Source organism: Streptomyces sp. NPDC037013 (genome assembly GCF_055607265.1).
In genome coordinates, this window is the sequence record NZ_JBVJRV010000002.1 from 568,989 (window position 1) to 589,265 (window position 20,277).

Annotated in this window: 18 protein-coding genes; 9 read left to right on the plus strand and 9 right to left on the minus strand. The window is 70.8% G+C overall.

What is annotated here, in order from left to right; all coding sequences use genetic code 11:
* The first annotated feature begins 22 nt into the window (after positions 1 to 22).
* Together ACZ7DY_RS07745 and ACZ7DY_RS07750 are read left to right on the plus strand one after the other, a co-directional pair.
* The gene (locus tag ACZ7DY_RS07745; protein ID WP_471131351.1) at positions 23 to 904 is read left to right on the plus strand and encodes a class I SAM-dependent methyltransferase; all 882 of its coding nucleotides are present in this window, start codon (positions 23 to 25) and stop codon (positions 902 to 904) included.
* Positions 905 to 931: 27 nt separating this feature from the next.
* Positions 932 to 1,330, plus strand: coding sequence for a winged helix-turn-helix transcriptional regulator (locus ACZ7DY_RS07750; RefSeq protein WP_471131353.1), 399 nt, complete (start codon positions 932 to 934; stop codon positions 1,328 to 1,330).
* A 219-nt stretch (positions 1,331 to 1,549) separates the two neighbouring features.
* Here ACZ7DY_RS07750 and ACZ7DY_RS07755 read toward each other — a convergent pair whose 3' ends face one another.
* Complete coding sequence (locus ACZ7DY_RS07755) at positions 1,550 to 1,981, minus strand: DUF192 domain-containing protein (protein ID WP_471131356.1); 432 nt, start codon at positions 1,979 to 1,981, stop codon at positions 1,550 to 1,552.
* 358 nt (positions 1,982 to 2,339) lie between these two features.
* Here ACZ7DY_RS07755 and ACZ7DY_RS07760 point away from each other — a divergent pair, with 358 nt between their 5' ends.
* Positions 2,340 to 2,909: a hypothetical protein gene (locus tag ACZ7DY_RS07760; protein ID WP_471131358.1), complete on the plus strand. Its 570-nt coding sequence runs from the start codon at positions 2,340 to 2,342 to the stop codon at positions 2,907 to 2,909.
* A gap of 62 nt (positions 2,910 to 2,971) precedes the next feature.
* On the opposite strand, the gene mgrA is transcribed toward ACZ7DY_RS07760, so the two are convergent.
* Entirely contained in the window at positions 2,972 to 4,009 is a 1,038-nt protein-coding gene (gene mgrA, locus ACZ7DY_RS07765) for an L-glyceraldehyde 3-phosphate reductase (protein WP_471131360.1), read from the minus strand.
* A gap of 129 nt (positions 4,010 to 4,138) precedes the next feature.
* Here mgrA and ACZ7DY_RS07770 point away from each other — a divergent pair, with 129 nt between their 5' ends.
* The 4 genes from ACZ7DY_RS07770 (at position 4,139) to ACZ7DY_RS07785 (ending at position 9,204) form a co-directional block, all read left to right on the plus strand.
* Complete coding sequence (locus tag ACZ7DY_RS07770; protein WP_471131363.1) at positions 4,139 to 4,900, plus strand: isoprenyl transferase; 762 nt, start codon at positions 4,139 to 4,141, stop codon at positions 4,898 to 4,900.
* Positions 4,901 to 5,223: 323 nt separating this feature from the next.
* Positions 5,224 to 6,546 (plus strand): PhoH family protein, encoded by a 1,323-nt coding sequence (locus ACZ7DY_RS07775; protein ID WP_471131366.1) that lies wholly within the window; start codon positions 5,224 to 5,226, stop codon positions 6,544 to 6,546.
* Positions 6,547 to 6,972: 426 nt separating this feature from the next.
* The gene (locus ACZ7DY_RS07780; protein WP_471131369.1) at positions 6,973 to 7,692 is read left to right on the plus strand and encodes an aggregation-promoting factor C-terminal-like domain-containing protein; all 720 of its coding nucleotides are present in this window, start codon (positions 6,973 to 6,975) and stop codon (positions 7,690 to 7,692) included.
* 135 nt (positions 7,693 to 7,827) lie between these two features.
* Positions 7,828 to 9,204, plus strand: a complete 1,377-nt coding sequence (locus ACZ7DY_RS07785; RefSeq protein WP_471131371.1) for an AI-2E family transporter — start codon at positions 7,828 to 7,830, stop codon at positions 9,202 to 9,204.
* A 69-nt stretch (positions 9,205 to 9,273) separates the two neighbouring features.
* Here the strand turns inward: ACZ7DY_RS07785 and ACZ7DY_RS07790 are convergent, their stop codons facing one another.
* Both ACZ7DY_RS07790 and ACZ7DY_RS07795 read right to left on the minus strand, forming a co-directional pair.
* Positions 9,274 to 9,804, minus strand: a complete 531-nt coding sequence (locus ACZ7DY_RS07790; RefSeq protein ID WP_471131372.1) for an alkyl hydroperoxide reductase — start codon at positions 9,802 to 9,804, stop codon at positions 9,274 to 9,276.
* A gap of 15 nt (positions 9,805 to 9,819) precedes the next feature.
* Positions 9,820 to 10,374 (minus strand): peroxiredoxin, encoded by a 555-nt coding sequence (locus ACZ7DY_RS07795; RefSeq protein WP_468087589.1) that lies wholly within the window; start codon positions 10,372 to 10,374, stop codon positions 9,820 to 9,822.
* 133 nt (positions 10,375 to 10,507) lie between these two features.
* On the opposite strand from ACZ7DY_RS07795, the gene ACZ7DY_RS07800 reads away from it, so the two are divergent.
* Positions 10,508 to 11,461: a hydrogen peroxide-inducible genes activator gene (locus ACZ7DY_RS07800; protein WP_471131375.1), complete on the plus strand. Its 954-nt coding sequence runs from the start codon at positions 10,508 to 10,510 to the stop codon at positions 11,459 to 11,461.
* Between the two features lie 51 nt (positions 11,462 to 11,512).
* Here ACZ7DY_RS07800 and ACZ7DY_RS07805 read toward each other — a convergent pair whose 3' ends face one another.
* Genes ACZ7DY_RS07805 through ACZ7DY_RS07815 form a run of 3 tightly spaced genes read right to left on the minus strand, consistent with a single transcriptional unit; the run spans position 11,513 to position 15,128 of the window.
* Positions 11,513 to 13,921 (minus strand): FtsX-like permease family protein, encoded by a 2,409-nt coding sequence (locus ACZ7DY_RS07805; protein ID WP_471131378.1) that lies wholly within the window; start codon positions 13,919 to 13,921, stop codon positions 11,513 to 11,515.
* Positions 13,918 to 14,604, minus strand: coding sequence for an ABC transporter ATP-binding protein (locus ACZ7DY_RS07810; protein WP_471131381.1), 687 nt, complete (start codon positions 14,602 to 14,604; stop codon positions 13,918 to 13,920). The genes ACZ7DY_RS07805 and ACZ7DY_RS07810 overlap by 4 nt, the downstream gene beginning before the upstream one ends.
* Positions 14,601 to 15,128 (minus strand): PadR family transcriptional regulator, encoded by a 528-nt coding sequence (locus ACZ7DY_RS07815; RefSeq protein WP_471131383.1) that lies wholly within the window; start codon positions 15,126 to 15,128, stop codon positions 14,601 to 14,603. Before ACZ7DY_RS07815 ends, ACZ7DY_RS07810 begins: the two co-directional genes overlap by 4 nt.
* Positions 15,129 to 15,379: 251 nt before the next feature.
* Between ACZ7DY_RS07815 and ACZ7DY_RS07820 the strand changes: the two genes are divergently transcribed.
* On the plus strand, positions 15,380 to 17,632 hold the full coding sequence (locus tag ACZ7DY_RS07820; RefSeq protein WP_471131386.1) for a transglycosylase domain-containing protein: 2,253 nt from the start codon (positions 15,380 to 15,382) through the stop codon (positions 17,630 to 17,632).
* Positions 17,633 to 17,696: 64 nt separating this feature from the next.
* On the opposite strand, the gene ACZ7DY_RS07825 is transcribed toward ACZ7DY_RS07820, so the two are convergent.
* Both ACZ7DY_RS07825 and ACZ7DY_RS07830 read right to left on the minus strand, forming a co-directional pair.
* Complete coding sequence (locus tag ACZ7DY_RS07825) at positions 17,697 to 19,778, minus strand: ATP-binding SpoIIE family protein phosphatase (RefSeq protein ID WP_471131388.1); 2,082 nt, start codon at positions 19,776 to 19,778, stop codon at positions 17,697 to 17,699.
* 62 nt (positions 19,779 to 19,840) lie between these two features.
* Positions 19,841 to 20,269: a hypothetical protein gene (locus tag ACZ7DY_RS07830; RefSeq protein ID WP_471131391.1), complete on the minus strand. Its 429-nt coding sequence runs from the start codon at positions 20,267 to 20,269 to the stop codon at positions 19,841 to 19,843.
* Between the last annotated feature and the right edge of the window lie 8 nt (positions 20,270 to 20,277).

Below are 20,277 nucleotides of genomic sequence, written 5' to 3' on the forward strand. Positions count from 1 at the left end.
TCGTGGATGTCAGGATTGCCCCATGATTCACCCCGAGAGCCAGGAGCCCCGCTCCGCGGAGATCGATGACCTTCGCTCCGCCGGGAGCCGTGCCCCTCACGCCGCCGGAAGCCAGGACCCCCGCCCCACCACACCCCGCACCTTCGACGACCTCGTGGCCGAGGCCGAGGTCGCGCCCACTGAAGGGTGGGACTTCTCGTGGTTCGAGGGCCGGGCCACCGAGGAGCGGCCGTCGTGGCGGTACGCGGAGGCCATGGCGCGGCGCCTCGCCACCGCCTCCGCGAGCCTCGACATCCAGACCGGCGGCGGCGAGGTGCTGGCCTCCGCCGCCGCCCTGCCGCCGCTCGCCGTTGCCACGGAGGGCTGGCCCGCGAACGTCGCCAAGGCCACGGCCCTGCTGCACCCGCGCGGCGTCGCCGTCGTCTCCTCGCCCGAGGACGCGCCGCTGCCGTTCGCCGACGAGGCGTTCGACCTGGTCACCAGCCGGCACCCGGTGACGGCGCACTTCGACGAGATCGCGCGCGTCCTGCGCCCCGGCGGCACGTACTTCGCGCAGCACGTGGGGCCCGCCAGCGTCTTCGAGCTCGTCGAGTACTTCCTCGGTCCGCAGCCGGCGGAGGTCAGGAACGGCCGCCACCCCGACCTGGAGCGGGCGGCCGCCGAGGCCGCGGGTCTCGAGGTCGTGGACCTGCGGGCCGAGCGGCTGCGGATGGAGTTCCACGACATCGGCGCGGTCGTCCACTTCCTGCGCAAGGTGGTGTGGATGGTCCCCGGGTTCAGCGTGGCGGAGTACCGGCCGCGGCTGCGCGAGCTGCACGACCGGATCCAGGCGGAGGGCCCCTTCGTGGCCCACAGCACGCGCCACCTCTTCGACCTGCGCAAGCCGGTACTGTCGGCCCGGTAAGGGGCCGTACGAGCAGAGGAGTTGGCCGTGCCGAGGGACGGGAAACCGTACGCCTGCGGGCTCGACGCCGCGGTGGATGTCGTCGGCGGCAAGTGGAAGCCGATGATCCTCTGGGCGCTGAACGCGGGCGTGACGCTGCGCTTCGGCGAGCTCAGGCGGAGCATCGAGGGGGTCAGCGAGAAGGTGCTGATCCAGCAGCTGCGCGAACTGGAGTCCGACGGCATCGTGCACCGCGAGGTCTACCGTGAGGTCCCGCCGAAGGTCGAGTACTCCCTGACCGAACTCGGCCTCTCCCTCAACGAGGCCCTGGTGCCCCTGGGATTGTGGGGGAGCGAGCACATGCAGCAGGTGCTGGCGTACAAGGCGGGCGCGCAGGAGCGGGCGGGGTCCCCGGGGTCCGGCAACACCGCCGATAGCGCCGCCTAGTTGGCCAAGCCGGGCATATCTCCCGCTTGCGTCAGACCGTGACGTACGACCCGTAATCGAAGCCTTGATTCCGCATCGTTATCAATACTGGCTCGATCCACCCCTCGGCGTCACGTAAGTTCAGACCAAGGCTAATTCGCGTGAGCAAATCAACGCGGGGCGGTGCCGCGCGGTGGAGGGGGCCGCGCGGCACCGCGAGCCCCCCGGTGCGGCGGGGTGTCACATCGAATCATCCGCAACGTCCGCGCCGCCCGCGCTCTCCGCTTCCCCGCGTACGACGATCCGCGCGCCCCGGCGCACGCCCCACCGGGCCAGCGCCCCGGCCTCCGCCTCCAGCACATGCCTGGCCCGTGGTCGCGGCAGCCCGATCCGTCCCGGGCGCATCGTCCGGACGGCGAGCACCCGCAGTTCGCGGTCGAGGTACGCCACGTCGACGGCGAACCGCATCCGCACGGTGTGCACACCGCTCGCCGGTGTCAGCAGGAGCGCCCCCTGCACGCCCGCGCGCCCGAGCAGACCCCGCCGCCGCGCCCGCGCCGAGTCCGCGATCTCCAGAGGGATCTCCGTCCCCAGCGGGATCCCCGCAGAGGCGTGCGCGGGAGTCGTCGTCCGGTCGGTCGGCGGGGGAGCGCAGACCGTCATCGTCGCCATGCCCTGTATTGGCGCCACGGTGGCCCGGAACGTCAAGGGCGCGAACCCTCGGGGGGTCCCTCTTGGGGGTTACCGCCGCGCCCGGCCGGAATCCGTCTCAGAACCCGGGATTCCGCCGGTGGAACGGGTTCGTGCAGTCGTCGGCCGGTCTCGGAGAGTAGTTGTGGCACGCCGATGCACCCAGCAGCACTTACGAAGGGTTATGGTGGAAACCCCCCCTCGGGCCGGTCCATCTCCCCCCCATGGACCGGCCCGTTTTTTCTGCCCCGACGCGCGTGGGCGTGTGCACTGCCCCGCCCGCGGCCCCCCGCCGTTCCGGCCACCGGCTGAAGATCGTCGTCCGGTTATCGTCAGGGACATGTCGAACCAGAACCCCCCGCCGCCGTCGGGCCAGAACCCCCCGCCACCGTCGGACCAGTACCCCGCGCCGCCGTCCGACCAGTACCCCCCGCAGCCTCCCCAGCCCGGCCCGCCGCCCGGACTCCCCACGTACAACGGCCCCGCCCAGGACCCCGGCTACGGCCAGGGGTACGGATACGGGTACGGCCCCGGATACGGCCCCATGCCCCCGCAGAGCATGCCCGGCGTCGTCCGGTCCGCGCAGATCGTCCTCTGGGTCCTCGGCGGCCTCGCCCTCATCGGCAGCGTCGCCCTGATCGGCCTGGTCAACCCGGAGACGGGCGGCGCCGCACTCGGCGTGAACCTCTGCCTCCTGGTCGCCGCCGGCATGGCCTTCCGGTACGGCAGCGCGGGCAACGGCATCCGCGTCACGTGCATCGTCCTGATGAGCGTCCAGATCCTGCTCGGCCTCGGCGGCACGGCCGCGGGCAACCCGGGCGGGCTGCTGCCGCTGCTCGGCTCCATAGCCGTCGTCATCCTGCTCTCGCAGGGCGCGGCGGGCGCCTGGTTCAAGCGGCCGCGCGCCTGACGCATGGGGGAGCCCCGGACGGAATCGATCCGTCCGGGGCTCCTCCGCGTCTGCCTGCCGGGTCAGCCCCGCCCGGCCCAGATGTTGGTGCCCGGCGTCGACACGGCGAACGTGTCGATCGCGGACAGCTCCTCGTCCGTCAGCTTCGGACCCGAGAGCGCCGCCACGTTCTCCTCCAGCTGCCCGACGCTGGAGGCGCCGATCAGCGCGGAGGTCATCCGCTCGTCACGGAGCACCCAGTTGAGGGCGAGCTGGGCGAGGGACTGGCCGCGGGCGGCCGCGATGTCGTTCAGGCCGTTGAGCCGGCGCACCACCTCGTCGCTGAGCAGCCCCGGGTCGAGGGACTTGCCCTGCGTCGCGCGCGAACCCTCCGGGATGCCCTTCAGGTACTTGTTGGTGAGCAGGCCCTGGGCGAGCGGCACGAAGGAGATGCAGCCCATGCCGGCCGCCTCCAGCGTGTCGAGCAGGCCGTCCTCCTCGGTCCAGCGGTTGATCATCGAGTACGACGGCTGGTGGATGAGGGCCGGGACGCCCATCTCCCGCAGCAGGCGCGCGGCTTCGGCGGTCTGCTCGCTGTTGTACGAGGAGACGCCGACGTAGAGCGCCTTGCCCTGCTGGACGGCCGAGGCGAGGGCGCCCATCGTCTCTTCCAGCGGGGTGTCCGGGTCGAAGCGGTGGGAGTAGAAGATGTCCACGTAGTCGACACCCATCCGCGTGAGCGACGCGTCCAGGGACGACAGCAGGTACTTGCGGCTGCCCCACTCGCCGTACGGCCCGGGGTGCATGAGGTAGCCGGCCTTCGTCGAGAGGACCAGCTCGTCGCGGTAGGGGGCGAAGTCCTGCGCGAAGATCTTGCCGAAGTTGAGCTCCGCGGAGCCGGCCGGCGGGCCGTAGTTGTTGGCCAGGTCGAAGTGCGTGACGCCCAGGTCGAAGGCGCGGCGCAGGATCTCGCGCTGCGTGCCGAGGGGCTTGTCGTCACCGAAGTTGTGCCAGAGACCGAGCGAGACGGCGGGCAGCTTCAGACCGCTGCGGCCCGTCCGCCGGTACTCCATCGAGTCGTAACGGTCCGGTGCCGCGCGATACGTAGACGTGTCGTTCATGGGGACGAAGCTACTGGAGCGCCATGCCACCCGACTGTGGAGGGACACTAGAGCGGCGGTAGGGTGTCGCCCTCGGGGTTGCTCTGGGCGCGCCCCTTGAGGACCGCCATCTGCTGGAGGCTGACACACGTGAACCTGCGCGACCTGGTGTACGGACTTTACGCACGCCGGGTGGAAGGCCGCCTCGACCACGACCAGGTGCCCAAGCACATCGGAGTCATCCTCGACGGCAACCGCCGCTGGGCCAAGGCCGCCGGCGGCACCACCGCACAGGGCCACCAGGCGGGCGCACACAAGATCGAGGAGTTCCTCGGCTGGTGCGCGGAGACGGACGTCGAGGTCGTCACGTTGTGGATGCTCTCCACCGACAACTTCGACCGCCCCGAGGACGAGCTGACCCCGCTCCTCGGCATCATCGAGGGCACCGTCCGCTCGCTCGTCGCCGACGGCCGCTGGCGCGTGCACCACGTCGGCGCCCTCGACCTGCTGCCGGCCCACACCCAGATGGTGATGAAGGAAGCCGAAGAGGCGACCCACCACAACACCGGGATACTGGTCAACGTCGCCGTCGGCTACGGCGGCCGCCAGGAGATCGCCGACGCCGTCCGCTCGCTGCTCCTCGAACACGCGGAGAAGGGCACCGCTCTGGAGGAGGTCGCGGAGAGCGTCGACATCGACCAGATCTCCAAGCACCTCTACACCAGCGGCCAGCCCGACCCCGACCTGGTGATCCGAACGAGTGGTGAACAGCGTCTCTCCGGCTTCATGCTCTGGCAGTCCGCTCACTCCGAGTACTACTTCTGCGAAGTGTTCTGGCCGGCCTTCCGCAAGGTCGACTTCCTGCGTGCGCTGCGCGATTACGCGGCACGCCACCGCCGCTACGGCGGCTGATCCGCCTCCGCCCCTGAGGTCGGGGTAACCCGGAGTTAACCAACGCGTCGTCATATGCCCTGGCATGGCTGCGCTTGTTCGAGGGAATAAGCCTTCCAGGTCGACGTCCGATTCACGGATGTCGTATCTCAGCGGACGGCATGGGCCGTCCGCCCGGGAGGCCCTTTGCACCAGGACGACCGTGTGAGCAGCACGGGCGACGTGGAGGGCCGGCGCTCGGCCCGCGCATCGCGGCCCGTGACCGGTCCGGCTCACACCCGCCGGATCGCACCCGGCATCCCTCCCGTCGCTCCCCGACCTCATCCGAGGGGGTACGTCCTTCCGTGGTGACCAGCACAAAGCGCCGCATGCCCGACAGGCGCACCTATGTTCTCGACACCAGCGTCCTGCTGGCCGACCCGAACGCCCTGATCCGCTTCGACGAGCACGAAGTCGTGCTGCCGATCGTCGTGGTGACGGAGCTGGAGGCCAAGCGGCACCATCCGGAGCTCGGTTACTTCGCCCGGCAGGCGCTGCGCCTGCTGGACGACTTCCGCATCCGGCACGGCCGCCTGGACGCCCCGATCCCGATCGGGGACCTGGGCGGTTCGCTGCGCGTCGAGCTCAACCACTCCGATCCCGGCGTGCTCCCGGCCGGCTACCGGTTGGGGGACAACGACTCACGGATTCTCGCCGTGGCGCGCAACCTTCAGGCGGAGGGGTACGACGTCACCGTCGTCTCCAAGGACCTGCCGCTGCGGATCAAGGCCTCGTCGGTGGGGCTGCTCGCCGAGGAGTACCGGGCCGAGCTCGCCATCACGGACTCCGGCTGGACCGGGATGGCCGAGCTGACGCTCTCGGGCGAACAGGTGGACCTCCTCTTCGAAGAGGACTCCCTGTACGTCCCCGAGGCGGCGGAGCTGCCCGTGCACACGGGGCTCACCATCCAGTCCGAGCGGGGCAAGGCCCTCGGCCGCGTCACCGCCGAGGGCAACGTCCGGCTGGTGCGCGGCGATCGGGAGGCCTTCGGCATCAAGGGCCGCAGCGCCGAGCAGCGGATCGCGCTCGATCTGCTCCTCGACCCGGACGTCGGCATCGTCTCGATGGGCGGCCGGGCCGGCACCGGCAAGTCCGCGCTCGCGCTCTGCGCGGGCCTGGAGGCCGTCCTGGAGCGCCGGCAGCACCAGAAGGTGATGGTCTTCCGGCCGCTGTACGCGGTGGGCGGGCAGGAGCTCGGCTATCTGCCCGGCACCGAGGCCGAGAAGATGGGTCCCTGGGCGCAGGCGGTCTTCGACACGCTCGGCTCGGTGGCGGGGAAAGAGGTCATCGAGGAGGTGACGGCGCGCGGGATGCTCGAGGTGCTGCCGCTCACCCACATCCGCGGGCGCTCGCTGCACGACGCGTTCGTGATCGTGGACGAGGCGCAGTCGCTGGAACGGAACGTCCTGCTGACCGTGTTGTCCCGCATCGGGGCGAACTCCCGTGTCGTACTCACCCATGACGTGGCCCAGCGCGACAACCTCCGCGTGGGGCGGTACGACGGAGTGGTCGCCGTCGTCGAGAAGCTGAAGGGGCATCCGCTCTTCGCGCACGTCACGCTCACCCGGTCGGAGCGTTCGCAGATCGCCGCGCTGGTGACCGAAATGCTGGAGGACGGGCACATCTGAGGGATCTGACGGTTCTGACTCCTGTGAGTCAGTTCACGGCGGTTCAGCCGTAGTTGGCGCCGTCCGGCGAAGCGAGTGAGCCTAGCCGGGCGGCGTCTCGGTGTGCGCCTCTTTCCGGAAAACTCCTGGGGCAAACGGGGTGTGAGCTTTCCCACGCAACGGAGAATTGCCTTGCGGTGTCCGGCTGGGGCAGAGTCTGGGTCCTGTCAGGCCCCGCATGCGACACACCTGTACCCCCAGCGGTACCGCACCCCAGAACTTCATAGTGGCCGTCGCATGCCGCCCGAAGCACCACGCGACGCTCCCCCAACGGGAGTTGTCCACCGGGCCCGTGCCTCCCGTGACCGATCGCAAGCGGAGGCCAGCGCCAGGGGCACGATTGCGTCCGCGAGGTCACCTATGCGGGCGATGCTGGAAGGAAACCGTGTGAGCCGGATTTCGGTCCGGGGATTCGCCGTGGCATCTGCCACCGCGGTCACCACCGTCGGCGCTGTCGTGGGTGTTGCCTCGGGCAACGCCCAGCCCGCGAACTCGAACGACTTCGAGGCAGCGGCGAGCGAAGCGACGCTCCTCGCAGATATCCCCGCGGGTCAGCAGGCCCAGGTCCAGACCGCGTCCCTGACGCAGCAGGCCGACGCGCAGGCCATGGCCGCCGACACCGCCGCGAAGAAGACCGCTGCGGAGGAGGCCCGCAAGCAGGCCGCCGCCTCGGCGATCGAGAAGCAGAAGGCGGCGGAGAAGGAGGAGGCGGCCAAGAAGGCCGCCGCCAAGAAGGAGCGTGAGGAGAAGGCCGAGACCAAGGCCAGCCGCTCCTCCGCCCGGGACGCCTCCAGCTTCACGCCCCAGAGCTCTTACACGGTCGCTCAGGTCCAGGCGATGGCACGGCAGATGGTCCCCGGTGACCAGTTCCAGTGCTTCAGCAACATCGTCAACCACGAGTCCACGTGGAACTACAAGGCGACCAACGCCGGTTCGGGCGCGTACGGCCTCGTCCAGGCGCTGCCCGGTTCCAAGATGGCCTCGGCGGGCGCCGACTGGCAGACCAACCCGGCCACGCAGATCAAGTGGGGCCTGAACTACATGAACGACCGCTACGGCAGCCCGTGCGGAGCATGGAGCTTCTGGCAGGCGAACAGCTGGTACTAGGCCGCGTCCGGCCGTACCGGAGCTCAACCTCGAGAGGCCCCTCACCGTCCTACGGTGGGGGGTCTCTCCCGTGTACGGTCGGTGCGACAGCTCCTGGGGGGAGTGGTGGGTAAAGACGGGGGTAGAGGACGGATCATGTCGCGAGTGCCAGGGTGGCTCGGCCGGCTCGGCGCCGGACTGAGCGAGATGGGCGAGCGGTTGAACGAGAAGCGCCGCGACAAGGACGACGCCGATCCGGAGACCGACGAGCCGAGAGACTCCTACGTCGAGGACGGTGAACACGTTCCGCCACCGCCCGCGTACGCGCCGGCCATAGCGGCCAGACCCGACCCGGTGGCCTCCATCCCGTGGGGCATGCGCGTCGCGGCCGAGGCCGGCTGGCGCCTCCTCGTCCTCGCGGGCACCCTCTGGGTGCTGATGAAGGTCATCAGCGCGGTGCAGCTGGTGGTGCTCGCCTTCGTGGCCGCCCTCCTGATCACCGCACTGCTCCAGCCCACGGTGGCCCGCCTCAGACGGCTCGGGCTGCCGCGGGGCCTGGCGACGGCGGTCACCGCGATCCTCGGCTTCGTCATCATGGGTCTGGTCGGCTGGTTCGTGGTCTGGCAGGTCATGGAGAACGCCGACGAACTGTCCCGGCAGGTCCAGGACGGCATCGAGGATCTGCGCAAGTGGCTCCTCAACAGTCCGTTCCACGTGACCGAGGACCAGATCAACGACATCGCCAAGAGCCTGCGGGACGCGGTCGGCTCCAACACGGAGGAGCTCACCTCCGCGGGCCTGGAAGGCGTCACGGTCATCGTGGAGATGCTGACCGGCATCCTGCTGGCGATGTTCTCCACGCTCTTCCTGCTCTACGACGGCAAGCGCATCTGGCAGTGGTTTTTGAAGCTGATGCCCGCCCAGGCGCGGCCCGGCATCGCCGGCGCGGGGCCGCGGGCCTGGCGCACGCTCACCGCCTATGTGCGCGGCACGGTGATAGTGGCCCTGATCGACGCCATCTTCATCGGCCTCGGCATCTACTTCCTCGGGGTGCCGATGGCGGTGCCGCTCGCCGTCATCATCTTCCTCGCCGCCTTCGTGCCGCTGGTCGGCGCCGTGGTCTCCGGCGCCCTCGCGGTGGTCGTCGCCCTGGTCACCCAGGGCGTGTTCACCGCGGTGATGGCGCTCGTGGTGGTCCTCGCGGTGCAGCAGATCGAGGGGCACATCCTGCAGCCGTTCATCCTCGGCCGCGCGGTGCGCGTGCATCCGCTCGCGGTGATCCTCTCCGTCGCCGCGGGCGGCATGGTGGCCGGGGTCGGCGGGGCGGTCGTGGCGGTGCCGCTGGTCGCCGTCACCAACACGGTCGTCGGCTATCTGCGGGCGTACGCGCACGAGGCCGCTCTGAAGCAGGCCCCGCAGCCGCGCGGTGCCACCGCCCTGGACTCGGCACCGGCGGCGTCCACGCCGGAACCGGCGTCCCCGTCGGCGCCCGCCCCGGCCTCCCCGTCCGCTCCCGCGGAGCCGCGGGAGTAGCCCGTACACACGAAAGCGGGGCCCGGAACCTTTCGGTTCCGGGCCCCGCTTCCGTATGAGTCGGCGGAACTACGCGAGGTGCGCCTCGGTGTCCAGCGTGACGCCGACGGCCTGGATGACCGCGGCGATCTTGAAGGCCTCCTGGATCGTCTCGCGGTCGACGCCGGCCTTGCGCAGGACCTGCTCGTGCGAGTCCAGGCACTGGCCGCAGCCGTTGATCGCGGAGACCGCGAGGGACCACAGCTCGAAGTCGACCTTCTCCACGCCCGGGTTGCCGATGACGTTCATCCGCAGACCGGCGCGCATCGTCCCGTACTCCGGGTCGGAGAGCAGGTGACGCGTGCGGTAGAAGACGTTGTTCATCGCCATGATGGCGGCGGCCGACTTGGCGGCCGTGTACGCCTCGGGGGAGAGGTTCGCCTTCGCCTCGGGCTCCAGCTCGCGCAGCACCTTCGGCGACCGCGACGCGATGGCGCAGGCGAGGACGGTGCCCCACAGCTGCTGCTGCGGCAGGTCGCTGTTGCCGATGACCGAGCCCAGGTTCAGGCGGAGGTCCTTGGCGTAGTCCGGTACGGCGGACTTCAGTTCGTCGAGTGCCATGTCAGAGGCTCCTGTTCACTCGCCGGAGAGCAGCGCGACCGGGTCGAGGGTCTCGTCGCCCTTGGTCCAGTTGCAGGGGCACAGCTCGTCGGTCTGCAGGGCGTCGAGGACCCGCAGGACCTCCTTGGGGTTACGGCCCACGGAACCGGCGGTCACCATCGTGAACTGGATCTCGTTGTTCTGGTCGACGATGAAGACGGCGCGCTGCGCGAAGCCGTCCTCGCCCTCGATGCCGAGGTCACGCATGAGCTCGTGCTTCGAGTCGGCCAGCATCGGGAAGGGCAGGTCGGTCAGGTCCGGGTGGTCCTTGCGCCAGGCGTGGTGCACGAACTCGGAGTCGCCGGAGAAGCCGAGGATCTGGGCGTCACGGTCGGCGAACTCGTCGTTCAGCTTGCCGAACGCGGCGATCTCGGTGGGGCACACGAAGGTGAAGTCCTTGGGCCACGCGAAGACGATCTTCCACTTGCCCTCGTAGGTCTTGTGGTTGATCTGCTCGAACTCCTTGCCCTGCTCCAGCGAGACACAGGCGGTCAGGTCGAACTCGGGGAACTTGTCACCGACAGTGAGCACACGCACTCCTTGCAGCAGAGAAAATCCCTTTTGGGGAGTTTCCTGTGGGGTTGGACTGATGTCGATGGTGGCACAGGGTGCATTGATTAGGGAAATAGCTAGAGTGGGTCATGTTGATCGGAGGTGGTTATCAGTGCGAGCCATAAATAGGGGCAAGCAGCCCAACGGCAAACAGCCCAGCCTGGCGCAGCTCCGCGCCTTCGCCGCCGTGGCCGAGCATCTCCACTTCCGGGACGCCGCCACCTCGATCGGGATGAGCCAGCCCGCGCTCTCCGGGGCCGTGGCCGCACTGGAGGAGGCACTGGGTGTCAAGCTCCTGGAGCGGACCACCCGCAAGGTGCTCCTCTCGCCGGCCGGCGAACGCCTCGCCACGCGGGTCGGCGCCGTCCTGGACGAGGTCGAGGCGCTCATGGAGGAGGCCGAGGCGGTCAAGGCGCCGTTCACCGGCGCGCTGCGGCTCGGGGTGATCCCCACCGTGGCGCCCTACCTGCTGCCCGCCGTGATCACACTCGTCCACGAGAAGTACCCGGACCTGGACCTCCAGGTGCACGAGGAGCAGACCTCCTCGCTCCTCGAAGGGCTCACCGCCGGACGGCTCGACCTGCTGCTGCTCGCCGTCCCGCTCGGGATGCCGGGCGTCGACGAACTTCCCCTCTTCGACGAGGACTTCGTGCTCGTCACCCCGCTGGACCACTGGCTCGGCGGCCGTGAGGGCATCCCGCGCGAGGCGCTGAAGGAGCTGAACCTCCTGCTCCTCGACGAGGGGCACTGCCTGCGCGACCAGGCCCTTGACATCTGCCGCGAGGCGGGCCGCGCCGACGCCCCCGTCACCACGACCGCCGCCGGGCTCTCCACCCTGGTCCAGCTGGTCGCGGGCGGGCTCGGCGTGACGCTGCTGCCGCGCACCGCCGTCCGCGTCGAGACCAGCCGCAGCAACCAGCTGCTCACCGGGTACTTCGCCGACCCCGCGCCGACCCGGCGGATTGCCCTCGCGATGCGGACGGGGGCGGCGCGGGCCGCGGAGTACGAGGAGCTGGCGCGGGCCCTGAAGGAGGCGGTGCGGCCGCTGCCGGTGCGGGTCGTGTGACCCCGCACCGGCACCGTACGGGAGCGTCGGCGCGCCCGCGGACCGCGGCGGTCACTCCGTGCGCAGGCCGTCCGGGCGCATCATGCGGCGCAGGGGCGGCAGGCTGAGCAGGGTCACGGCGGCCACCATGGCCGCACCCGCCGCCGTCAGCGGCACGAACGACCACCAGTCGGTGACGCTCTTGTCGATCATGCGGGTCATCACCACACCGAGACCGAGGCCGCCGCCGATCGCGAGCGCGAGGCCGAGGGCGACGGGGAGCGCCGTCTGCCACAGCAGTGACCACGCCATGGACGAGCGGCGCGTGCCGAACGCGGTGAGCGCCGCCAGCAGGCGCTTGCGCTCCCGCAGTTGCTCGATCATCGACACCAGCATGGACGCCGCGATCAGCGCCATCGTGACGCCCGCGCCGATCTGCAGGCCGCGCGCGATGGACGCGTACTGCTTGTCGCGCTCGACCGCCTTCAGCGAGTCCACGCCGAGGAACGGGCTGATGCGGGCGGCGGCGTTGCGTACGTACTCCTCGACGTCCGGCACCTTCGGGTCGACCTTGACCCAGGCCGTCGTCGACGCGTCGTCCAGCTTCTCGATGTCGACGGCGCCCGGCGTGGCGAGGATGCCGTTGATCTTGCTGCCGTAGGGGTTGGTCCTGGCCTGGACGGTGGGGGTGCCCTTCGGCAGCGTCCACAGGACCGGCTTGGCGCCCTTGTTGAAGTCGGGGTCGGGCCCGATGTTGATCGGCTTGCCGGGGCGCGCGGTCTTGTCCAGCCAGTCGTTCTGCTCGCGGCTGCCCGTGTGGGAGACGAAGGTGTCGCCGTCCTCGCAGGAGTCGAGGCGGGCCAGCTCGCGCAGGGTGGCGCAGCTGCCGATGGTCAGCTCCGTGGTCGGCGTCATGCCGGCGTCCGTCCTGCCGCCGGGGCGGGTGACGTACGCCTGCACCAGGCCCATGACCTTGGTGACGCCCTCGGTCTTCGTGAAGTCGTCGATCATCCGCTGGGCGAGCGGGCCGCTGCCGGTCCCGCTGCGGACCATGAGCTGGGCGCGCGAGGTGTCCTGCCCGGTGACGCGGTTGAAGTCGTCGTGCATGGACGCGAACATCATCTGCAGCGCCACCGCGCCGGCCACCGCGACGGTGATCCCGCTGACCGCGCGGGAGGCCGTGCCGGTCGTCATCTGGAGCCTGCGTACGGCGAGCTGCCAGGGGACGGGCCCGCCGCGCAGCCGTCCCACGACGGCCTCGACGAGCCAGGGCAGCAGCGCGCTGAGCCCGATGAGGGAGAGCGCCGAACCCGCCGCGATGGCCGTGACGTTGACGGCTTCGTTGCCCATGTCGGGGTCGATGCGGCCGGAGAAGAGCAGGATGCCGATGCCGAGGACGGGCAGCAGCAGACGCCACCACAGGCGCCGCTTGCGCTGCTTGGCGCCCCGGAACACGCCGAGCGGCTCGATGGCGACCGAGCGCAGCGAGATCAGCGTGACCAGGACCGCCGAGACCGGCACGGCCACCACGACCAGCGCCACCAGGGCGGGCGAGGGCACCATGTCGGACGGGTAGGCGCTGACGTTCGTCAGGTCGACCACGCCGACCAGTTCGCGCAGGAGCAGGAAGAGGACGCCGCCGGCGACGAGCCCGAGGACCGCCCCGAACAGCGCCTCGCCCGCCGCGATCCTGCGCACCGAGCGGGCGCTCGCGCCGACCAGCCGCAGCGCGGCGAGGCGCCGGTCGCGCCGGTCGCCGCCGAACCGCACGGCCGTACCGATGAAGATCGCCACCGGGGTGAGGAGCACGACGCAGATCAGCACGACGAGCGCCATCAGGAACGGGTCGAGGGGCAGCGAGTTGTCCTGCCCGAACCGTTCGACGCGGTAGGCGCCGTGCGCGGGGGTGAGGTCGGCGCTGCCCGCGTAGTAGTAGAGCTCGAGGGGGGAGATGAGGCCCGCATCGCCGATGGTGCCGGTCACCCGGAAGTCGGCGAAGCGCTCCTTGAGGAGCTTGTTGGCCGGGTCGTCCAGCAGGTCGCGCAGGGCGGGCGAGACGACCATCTCGCCGGGGGCCGGGATCTTCTCGAGTCCCGGCGGCAGCACGGGGTGCTTTCCGTCGGCGTGCAGGAAGGTGCCGGTGGCGGTCTTCCCGTGGAAGGTGGTGCCGGTGTTGCGCAGCATCACGGTCTCGTCGCTCGCCTTGAGCGGCTTCCCGTCCACGGCGGACTGCGGGGTACGGGCGACTCCCCGGTCGTCGCGGTTCTGCAGCATGTTCGGCACCGAGGCGGCGCCGAGCAGCAGGGCGACGCCGAGGCCGACGCCGACGGCGGTCAGGATGGTGCGGATCCAGCCCTCGCGGCCGCCGCCGGCCGCGAACCGCATGCCCATGCCGAGGTCGCGTATCCAGCCGGCGGGCCCGGACGGGGGAGAGGGGGCGGGGGCCGCGGGCGCCTCGGGGCGCACCCGGGTGGCGCTCATGCGATCCGCTCCATGTCGCGGGACCTGCCGTCGCGGACGACGATCTCGCGGTCGGAGTAGGCGGCGACGCGGGTCTCGTGGGTGACGAGGACGACGGCCGCGTTGGTCGTGCGGGCGGCGTCGGTCAGCAGCTCCATGACGCGTTCGCCGTTGAGCGAGTCGAGGGCGCCGGTCGGCTCGTCGGCGAAGACGACGCGCGGTCCGGTGGCGAGGGCGCGGGCCACGGCGACGCGCTGGCCCTGGCCGCCGGAGACCTCGCCGGGCCGCTTGCCGGTGACGTCGTCGACCTCAAGGCGCTCCATCCAGGAGCGGGCGGTGGCCTCGGCCGGCTTGCGCTTGACGCCGTTGAGGCGGAGCGGGAGCGCGACGTTCTCGACGCAGGTCAGCTCGGGGACGAGCTGGCCGAACTGGAAGACGAAGCCGAACTCGCTGCGGCGCAGGGCGCTCAGTTCGGCGTCGGACATGCCGGTCAGCGCGCGGCCGGCGTACGTGATGGAGCCCTCGTCGGGACGGACGATCCCGGCGAGGCAGTGCAGCAGGGTCGACTTGCCGGAGCCTGAGGGACCCATGACGGCGACGACCTCGCCGGGGTGGATGGAGAATTCGGCGCCGTCGAGCGCGGTGGTCGGGCCGTACGCCTTGCGGAGTCCGTGGGCCACGAGAAGGGAACCTGCGGGGGTCATGCGGAGCGCACCTCCTGGGCGAGCTTGCCGAGACGTGCGGCGGCCAGCTCCAGCCAGCGCAGATCGGCTTCGAGGTGGAAGAGCGCGTGGTCGCAGATGAGCTGGTCGGCGAGGTCGCCCTTGCGCTTGCGGTCGGTGAGGATGCGCATCAGGCGCAGGTGCTCGGCGCGCTGGACGTCGAGGAGTTCGGCGGCGTCGCGGCCGGTGAGCAGCGCGAGGACGACCTTGGTGTAGAGGGTCGACTGGAGGTAGGGCTCGGGCTTCTCCGGGGTGGCGAGCCACCGCTGGACGTCCGTGACGCCGGCCTCGGTGATCGCGTACCGCTTGCGCTCGGGGCCGCCGCCCGCCTCTATGCCGTCCACCTCGACGAGGCCGTTCTTCAGCAGCCGGGACATGGTCGAGTAGACCTGCCCGTAGTGCAGGGGCTTGTCGTGCCCGAACTTCTCGTCGAAGGCGCGCTTGAGGTCGTAGCCGTGCCGGGGGCCGGACTCCAGGAGACCCAGAAGGGTGTGGCCAATGGACATGCGGAGCACTCTACATGCTGTGTATACGTGCCGTGTATACGCCTCATGTATACGCAGGGTGTAGTGATCATTTGTGTGAGAGGCGGGCAACCTTATGGGCCCCGGGATCGTCGGTTCCTTAGGGGCAGGTGCTCATTGTCACGTCCGCAAAAGACCGGATCGGCAGGAGTTTGTCCCACGGTGCGGTGTTAGCTTCATGAGCTGACTCGACGTACGCACGGGAACTAGACGGAAGCGGAGCACTCTCAGTCATGGGCCGAGCCGAAGAACGACAAGCGCGGCAGCGCGGTGCCCGCCGGGCAGCGCGTGGGCGCCCGTCAGGCGGGAGCAAGCCCAAGCGCACCGGCATACGCCGCTTCTTCACCTGGAAGAAGATCCTCGGCACCTTCCTCGGGTTCTGCCTGCTGGGCATGTTGGGCTTCGTCATCCTCTACCTCGTGGTGGACGTCCCCGAGGGCAACCCCGCGGCGAAGATGCAGAGCAACGTCTACAAGTACAGCAACGGCGAGGTCATCGCCCGGACCGGCGACGTGAACCGCGAGATCGTCGACCTGGACAAGGTCCCCGAGGACGTCCAGAAGACCTTCGTCGCCGCCGAGAACAAGTCCTTCTACAAGGACGAGGGCATCGACTTCAAGGGGACCGCCCGAGGCGTCCTCAACACGGTGACCGGCAAGGGCAAGCAGGGTGGCTCGACCATCACCCAGCAGTACGTGAAGAACTATTACCTCAGCCAGGACCAGACCGTCAGCCGCAAGCTGAAGGAACTCGTCATCTCGCTGAAGGTGGACCGCGAGAAGAGCAAGGACGACATCCTCGCGGGCTACATCAACACCAGCTACTACGGCCGCGGCGCCTACGGCATCCAGGCCGCCGCCCAGGCCTACTACGGCATCGACGCCAAGAAGCTGGACGTCGCGCAGGGCGCCTACCTCGCCGCGCTGCTCCAGGCCCCCAGCCAGTACGACTGGACCTCCGCGACGCCGACCGGCAGGAAGCTGGTCAAGGCACGCTGGAACTACGTCCTCGACAACATGGTCGAGGAGGACTGGCTGGACTCCGGCAAGCGCGACGCCCTGAAGTTCCCCACGCCGGAGAACCCCAAGGCCCCGCCCGGCCGCGAGGGCCAGATCGGCTACCTCGTCGAGGAGGCCAAGCGCGAGGTGCTGCGCGACAGCGGCCTCAGCGAGGCCGAGTTCGAGGCCGGCGGCTACACCGTCACCCTCAACATCGACCCCAAGAAGCAGAAGCAGCTCGAGAAGGCCGTCGACAGGAAGCTCAACTCCCAGCTCGACCGCAAGAAGAACAAGGCCGACGCCCGGGTCCAGGCGGGCGCCGCCTCCGTCGACCCGCGGACCGGCAAGGTCCTCGCCATGTACGGCGGCCAGGACTACGTGAAGCACTTCACGAACAACGCCACCCGCCGCGACTACCAGGCGGCCTCCACCTTCAAGCCGCTGATCCTCGCCGCGGCCCTGGAGAACGGCGCCACCACGCAGGACGGCAAGCCGATCACGGCCGGCACGATCTACGACGGCACCAGCAGGCGCCCGGTCAAGGGCAGCGAGGTCGGCTTCGCGCCGCCCAACGAGGACGGCCACAGCTACGGTCCCGTCACCGTCCAGAAGGCGATGAACAAGTCCATCAACTCCGTCTTCGCGCAGATGGGCGTCGACGTCGGCATGCCCAAGGTGATGGAGACGGCGGGCAAGCTCGGCATGGACGTCAAGGGACTGCCGGCCGTGCCGGCGCAGACCCTGGGCTCCATGGGCGCGAGCCCCCTGGAGATGGCGGGCGTGTACGCCACGCTCGACAACCACGGCAAGAAGGTCACCCCGGCGCTCGTCGGCTCCGTCGAGCACAAGGACCGCACCGTCGACCTGCCCGACCCGATCGGCGAGCAGGTCGTCAAGCCCGGCACGGCCGACTCGATCACCTCGGTGCTCACCGGCGTGGTCGACGACGGTACGGGCCACGCGGTGCGCAACCCCGTGCAGGACGTGGCGGGCAAGACCGGTACCTCCGACGACAACAAGTCGGCCTGGTTCACCGGCTACACGCCGAAGCTGGTCACCTCCGTCGGCCTCTTCGGCGAGGGCGCCCCGGGCACCCCGGAGAAGAACAAGCAGGTCTCCATGAAGGGCGCGGGCGGCAAGCCGCGCGTCGACGGCGGCAGCTTCCCCGCCGAGATCTGGGCGGCCTACACCTTCGACGCGATGGGCTCGCCGAGCGAGTTCAAGCTCGACACGAACATGGGCGCGGCCGTCGCGCCGCCCCCGGACCCGACGCCGTCGGTCTCCGAGGAGCCGACCGACACCCCGTCGAAGCCGGAGAAGACCCCGACGCAGAAGCCGTCGCAGACGCCGTCCAAGACACCCACGCAGACGCCGTCCAAGACACCCACGCAGACGCCGACGACCCCGCCGCCGACGACCAAGCCCGATCCGACGACCTCGCCCGAGCTGCCCCCGGACCCGGAGGACGACCTGTTCGGCAGGGACTGACCCGCAGATGAGTGCGCCCCGGACCGCGAAGGTCCGGGGCGCACTCGTACGTACGGGGGGGCGCTCAGTTCCGGTTCAGCTCGAACCAGACCACCTTGCCGGTGCTCAGCCGGGTGGCACCCCAGCGCCGCGCCATCCTGTTGACCAGGTACAGGCCGCGGCCGCCCTCGTCGGTGGCGCGCGCGTTCCGCAGCCGGGGCAGCTGCGGCACGTCGTCGCCGACCTCGCAGCGCAGCACGTCCGTGCGGAGCAGCCGCAGCGTGATCGGCCGCGTCGCGTACCGCACGGCGTTGGTCACGACCTCGCTGACGAGCAGCTCAACCGAGTCGGTCAGCTCCTCGAGGCCCCAGCGCACCAGCGCGCTGCGCGCCAGCCGGCGGGCGCGGGACGGCGTCGCGTTCTCCGGCTCCAGGAACCAGTACGCGACGTCGCTCGGCGCGATCCCGTCGAAGCGGGCCGCGAGCAGCGCGATGTCGTCGTCCCGGTCGCCCGGACCGAGCATGTCGAGCACCTCGTCGCAGAGCGCCTCAAGGGGCGGCGGATGGTCCGGCCCGGTCAACTGGGCGGTGGCGGCGAGCCGTTCGCGCAGCTGCTCTATGCCGGTCCACACGTCCCTGAGCCGGGACTCCACGAGCCCGTCCGTGTACAGGAGCAGCGTCGCGCCCGCCGGGGCGTCCAGCTCCACCGCCTCGAAGTCCACGCCGCCCACGCCGATCGGGGCGCCCGGCGGCACCCGCAGCACCTCGGCGCGCCCGCCCAGGTGCAGCAGGACGGGCGGCGGGTGGCCGGCGTTGGCGATGGTGATGCGGTGCGAGACCGGGTCGTAGACCGCGTACAGGCAGGTGGCCATGCGGTCGGAGCCGAGCCGCTGGGCCTGCTCGTCCAGGTGGTGCAGGACCTCCTGGGGCGGCAGGTCGAGCCCGGCGAGGGTCTGCGCCGTCGTCCGCAGCTGGCCCATGATCGCGGCCGAGGTCATGGAGTGCCCCATGACGTCGCCGACGACCAGGGCGACCCGGCTGCCGGGCAGCGGAATCGCGTCGTACCAGTCGCCGCCGACCCGGGCCGTCTCCGCCGCGGGCAGGTAGCGCGAGGCGAGCCGCACACCCGTCGGGCGCGGCAGCGTCTCGGGGAGCATGGTGCGCTGCAGCTCGTCGGCGATGTACGCCTCGCGGCCGTACAGGACCGCCTTGTCGATGCCGAGCGCGCTGTGCGTGGCCAGCTGGGCGGCGACCAGCAGGTCGTCCGCCTCGAACGCGGGCCGGTCCGGGCGGCGCAGGAAGACGGCCGCGCCGATCACCCGGCGCCGGCCCCGCAGCGGCGCGAGGATCGCCCGCTGCCCGCCCGGCAGGGTGCGCCCCTCACCGAGCAGTTCGGGCAGTGCGGCGCGCGCCGCGGCCGAGTCCGCGAAGACCGGGCGCACCCCGCGCAGCACCTCGGCGAGGGCGCCGCCCGGCCGCACCTCGCACAGCTCGGCGCTGCCCAGCACATCCGTGATGTCGGAGTGCACCACCTGCAGCGCGGGCTGGGTGCCGCCGTCGGTGTCCGGCTCCTCGGCGCCCTCCTCGATGGAGCGCAGCCGGTCGGAGCGGCGCAGGCGCAGCACGAGGGGGCCGGTGGGCCGCTCGTCGCCGACGGGCAGCGGGTCGCGCAGATAGACCAGGATCGCGTCGGAGAACGTCGGCACCGTCGCCCGGCACAGCCCCATCACGATCTCGTCGAGGTCGATGCCGCGCGCGATGCGCCGGGTGGCGGCGCCCACGAAGCGCAGCCGGTCGCCGTCGCGCCGCATCGCCGTCGGCCCCGAACCGGGCGGTCTGGCCTGCCCCGAGCGCCGTTCCTCGCCGTCCGGCGGGCCGGGGAGCCGGTCGGGCAGGGGCCCGGACTGCGCCGGTACGCCGCCCTCGGGCGCGGGGCGCGGCCGGTGCGGGTCGGGCTCGGCGGCCGAGGACTGGGAGTGCTCGCCGGACGGCACGGGGGCGTCCGGACGTACGTCGCCGGCGGATGTCTGCGCCGCTGTCCCGGCACCGGCGCCGGGGCCCTCCGGGGGTTCGGGGGAACGCAGCAGCGCCCCGCGGGGATCCGCGGGGGCGGTCGGCCGGGCAACTGGTGCCTTGCGACCCTCGTGTGGTGTGAGGTGCTCCGTCACGCGTTTCGAATCCGTCCGTCCGGGGCTGCGCGCCGTGCGCGCCGTCCAGCGTTGCACGTTGCTCAGCCGCGTCGGCAGTGCAGAAAGACCTGGTGCTCGGGGGTGGGGCCTCCCCTGCTCGAACGAAGTTGAGAGCCTGGGGACGCGTCGGTGCTCGCGGGGGTGTACGCGTACGTGTCCTCGCCGGTGATCTCGAGGCCCGCGCCACGCACGACCTGCCGCAGTTCGTCCCGCAGGTAACCGGATACCCGGATCGTGTGCCCCAGGAACGGAATTGCCGCGTCGTCCGGGCCGGCCCCGTCGCGTCGCCGGAAGCCGGCTGCCGGGACGTTCTTTCCCGCCAGGGCCAGCATGCCCGCGGAGAGGCCCGTGCCGGGGACCGGGTGACCGGATCCGGACAGCCGGCGGTCCTTCTTGTACGGGAGGGCGTCGTCGTCGTGCTGCCCGATGGCGTCACAGGCCTCGGCCCGGCCTCTGCGGTCCTCGCTCACGTTCTGCC

Coding starts and splice junctions, on each gene's coding strand:
- ACZ7DY_RS07745 (WP_471131351.1), top strand. CDS start 23: ATGATTCACCCCGAGAGCCAGGAGCCCCGCTCCGCGGAGATCGATGAC.
- ACZ7DY_RS07755 (WP_471131356.1), bottom strand. CDS start 1,981: ATGGCGACGATGACGGTCTGCGCTCCCCCGCCGACCGACCGGACGACG.
- ACZ7DY_RS07760 (WP_471131358.1), top strand. CDS start 2,340: ATGTCGAACCAGAACCCCCCGCCGCCGTCGGGCCAGAACCCCCCGCCA.
- mgrA (WP_471131360.1), bottom strand. CDS start 4,009: ATGAACGACACGTCTACGTATCGCGCGGCACCGGACCGTTACGACTCG.
- ACZ7DY_RS07785 (WP_471131371.1), top strand. CDS start 7,828: ATGTCGCGAGTGCCAGGGTGGCTCGGCCGGCTCGGCGCCGGACTGAGC.
- ACZ7DY_RS07790 (WP_471131372.1), bottom strand. CDS start 9,804: ATGGCACTCGACGAACTGAAGTCCGCCGTACCGGACTACGCCAAGGAC.
- ACZ7DY_RS07805 (WP_471131378.1), bottom strand. CDS start 13,921: ATGAGCGCCACCCGGGTGCGCCCCGAGGCGCCCGCGGCCCCCGCCCCC.
- ACZ7DY_RS07810 (WP_471131381.1), bottom strand. CDS start 14,604: ATGACCCCCGCAGGTTCCCTTCTCGTGGCCCACGGACTCCGCAAGGCG.
- ACZ7DY_RS07815 (WP_471131383.1), bottom strand. CDS start 15,128: ATGTCCATTGGCCACACCCTTCTGGGTCTCCTGGAGTCCGGCCCCCGG.
- ACZ7DY_RS07820 (WP_471131386.1), top strand. CDS start 15,380: ATGGGCCGAGCCGAAGAACGACAAGCGCGGCAGCGCGGTGCCCGCCGG.